Annotated in this window: 3 protein-coding genes; all 3 read left to right on the forward strand. The window is 66.8% G+C overall.

The annotated features are described in order from the left end of the window. The first annotated feature begins 2 nt into the window (after positions 1-2). Positions 3-1,064, forward strand: a complete 1,062-nt coding sequence (locus A5652_RS09470; protein WP_067349694.1) for a quinone-dependent dihydroorotate dehydrogenase — start codon at positions 3-5, stop codon at positions 1,062-1,064. Between the two features lie 75 nt (positions 1,065-1,139). Next, a complete protein-coding gene (locus A5652_RS09475; RefSeq protein ID WP_067349697.1) occupies positions 1,140-2,660 on the forward strand; it encodes a CdaR family transcriptional regulator in 1,521 nt (506 codons plus the stop codon). Between the two features lie 193 nt (positions 2,661-2,853). Further along, positions 2,854-3,364: hypothetical protein (locus A5652_RS09480; protein WP_156745242.1), on the forward strand; the 511-nt coding region annotated here is incomplete at its 3' end.

Consider the following 3,364-nt stretch of genomic DNA (forward strand, 5'->3'; position numbering starts at 1 on the left):
GCCTGCTGCTACGGCTGTTTTTCGTGATCCCTCCCGAGCGGATTCACACACTGGTGTTCGCCGTACTGCGCGGTGCCACCGCGGTGGGCTGGACGCGGCGGCTGCTGCGCAGGCTATTGGCCCCGACGGATCCTGCGCTGGCCAGCACGGTGTTCGGGGTGCGCTTTGCCGGGCCACTGGGACTGGCGGCCGGCTTCGACAAGGACGGTTTGGGGCTGCTCACCTGGGGTGCGCTCGGTTTCGGGCATGCCGAGGTCGGGACCGTCACCGCGAACCCGCAACCCGGCAATCCCGCCCCGCGCATGTTCCGGCTGCCGGCCGACCGGGCCCTGCTGAACCGGATGGGCTTCAACAATCTCGGTGCGGGCGCGCTGGCGATGCGGCTTTCGCGGCAACGGCCCGAGGTGCCGATCGGCGTCAACATCGGCAAGACGAAGGCGACGCCGGCCGGGCAGGCCGTCGACGATTACCGGGCAAGCGCCCGGCTGGTCGGCCCGCTGGCGTCCTACCTGGTGGTCAATGTCAGTTCGCCGAACACGCCAGGGCTGCGTGATCTGCAGGCGGTCGAGTCGCTGCGGCCAATCCTGTCGGCCGTGCTCGCCGAGACGTCGACGCCGGTGCTGGTGAAGATCGCGCCGGATCTTTCCGATTCCGACGTGGACGACATCGCGGATTTGGCAGTCGAACTCGGCCTGGCCGGCATCGTCGCCACCAACACGACGGTGTCGCGGCAAGGATTGAACACGCCGGGCGTCGACGAGCTGGGCCCGGGCGGCATCTCCGGTCCGCCGGTGGCACGCCGCGCCGTCGAGGTGCTGCGCCGGCTGTACAGCCGTGTCGGCGACCGTCTGGTGCTGATCAGCGTCGGCGGCATCGAGACCGCGGACGACGCCTGGGAGCGGATCACCGCGGGCGCGTCGCTGCTGCAGGGATATACGGGCTTCATCTACGGAGGAGGCCTGTGGGCCAAGCAGATTCACGACGGCATCGCGTTGCGGCTGCACGACGGCGGCTTCGCCACGCTCGGCGACGCCATCGGCTCGGCGGCGCACACTCCGGAGTGAGTCGGCGCGTTAAGCCGCACCGCTCCGCTTGACTCCTGGTTAGGCTGGCTACCAGTTCGGCATTAGGAGCGGCTCGTGATCACGTTGGACCGCCTGGTGAACGTGCTGGGTGGTTATGGAGTCCGTTTGCGTTGGTCGTCGGTGCCCAGGTCGACTGAGCTGCGCAGCGTGGTGATCCACGAAGCTGCCCCGGATCGCGTTGTAGGCGATGTATTGCTGGCCATCGGTGCCGGCTGCCTTAGCGAAGCGGTGCAGTGGGCAGCTTCAGCGCGTGCTGTCGTGGTGTTGGCTCGCGACGGCGAGGAGCCGATCGCGTTCGACAGTGACGCCGAGGTCGGCGCGGTCATGGTGGTCGACGGGACGGTCACGTGGAGCGAGGTGGCTACGGTCGTCTACGGGCTGGTGCTGGAGGGCCGCGAGACTGAATCCGGGCGTGGCCCAACGGATCTGTTCGCCCTGGCCGATAGCCTGGCGGACGCCATCGGCAGTTCAGTCGTCATTCACGATCGCCTGTTGCGGGTGTTGGCGTATTCGAAACCCCAGCAACATGCCGACGCGGCACGGGTGCAGACGATTCTGGAAAGACAGACACCGGAGCAGCTGCGCGCATTGTTTGACGCGCGGGGCGTATTCGCACACCTGGCGGTCTCCGACGAGCCGCTGTTTGTCCCCGCGGACCCCCAACACGGCTTGATCGGTCGCATGGTTGTGGCAGTGCGTTCCGGGGGTGAGCTGATCGGGTCGGTGTGGGTGGCGTGTTCGGCGCCGCTGGACGAAGCGGCGCGTACCGCCTTGGCCGATGGTGCGCACACGGTGGCCCTGCATCTTCTACGCTCGCGGGCCAGCGCGGATTTGGAGCGCCAAGTCGAATCCGAGCTGGTGATTCGGTTGCTGGAGGGCACGGCCGATGCCGCCATGGTGGCAAGCAGGCTGGGTCTGCCGCACGAAGGTTTGAGGGTTATTGCGCTGCAGGCTTTCATCGGCAATGAGCGCGATGCCGCTCTGTTGTTGGCGTTCGAGCGTGCCACCACTGGGTTCGGCTGGTCACGGCCGGGACGCAGCGCTTTGGCGGGCAATATCGTTTACACGCTGCTTCCCGGCGGGCAAGCGGCGACGGCGCGGCGCTGGGTTACCGGTCTGCGAGCGGCCCTCCCCGAACAGGTGACGGTGTTGGCCGGCGTAAGTGGCGCGGCTGAGGTGACAGAGCTCGCCGCTGCACGTCAGGAGGCCGAGGAATGTCTTGCGCTGCATGAGGTTTCCCCCGCGGCCACGCCTCCGGTCTATGACGAGTCATGGGCTGACATCCTGTTGCAGCGGTTGCGCACCGCGGCGCGCTCAGGCCGGTCGCCATCTCGTGGGCCGGTGGCCGAGCTAGGCCGCCAGGACCGCGCTAACGGGACCGATTATGTGGCCACGCTCCGGGCATGGCTGGAGGCCCAGGGCGACCCGGCCGAGGCCGGTGAACGGCTGGGAGTGCACGAGAATACGGTGCGTTACCGGCTGCGCAAGATGGCCGAGATCACCAATCTGCCGTTAGGCGATGCCAGGAAGCGGCTGGCCATGATGATAGAACTCGCGGCTACCGACACCGATTGAATCGAAGGCGCTGTCGCAACCCGACAAAGCGGGGCAGCGTCGTTGTCTGGCTGCGGCAAAGCTTGCCACGCCCATCCGCGCGATCATCAAAGTTGCCAACTCAAAGGGCTGGGTTTGAGTGACGACTGGTGGCGCCATTCGTTCGTCGCGCGATAACTCAAACCCACGCCGACCCTGCGACAGGAAATGTTCGATGTCCACCTCAGACCCCGATCGTCAACCGATCGCGGACCGCCGGCCAGGTCATGACGCTGCGATGGAGACCTTCACCGTGCCCTTGCCGCGGAGGCTGTTCGGGCGGCTGTTTGGGCGCAACCCGCTGATACGCACGACGGACCGGGTGGAGGCGCTGATCTTGGTGTTAGCCGTTGCGGCGTCGCTGATCGCCGTGCCTATCGGTGCCGCCGTGGGCACCGCGGTCCATGATTCTCGTAGCCGCCTCTACGCCGAGCAAGTCCAAACTCGCCGCCCGGTGACCGCGACTGTCATCGGGGAAAGTCACCCTCGCCGTAGCCTTGAGAGCCCGACGGTCACGGTTCCTGCCCGATGGTTTGCCGCCGGGGCCGAACGCACCGGCGACGTCACCGCGCCGCTGAGGACCAAGGTGGGTGACGACATTGAGATTTGGGTAGATGACGAAGGCCTTCCGGTTGCCCGACCGCTATACACCGCCCGCAATGAAGCGCTGACGTTCGCAGTAGCGA

Source organism: Mycobacterium sp. 1165178.9, assembly GCF_001673555.1.
Lineage (GTDB): Bacteria > Actinomycetota > Actinomycetes > Mycobacteriales > Mycobacteriaceae > Mycobacterium.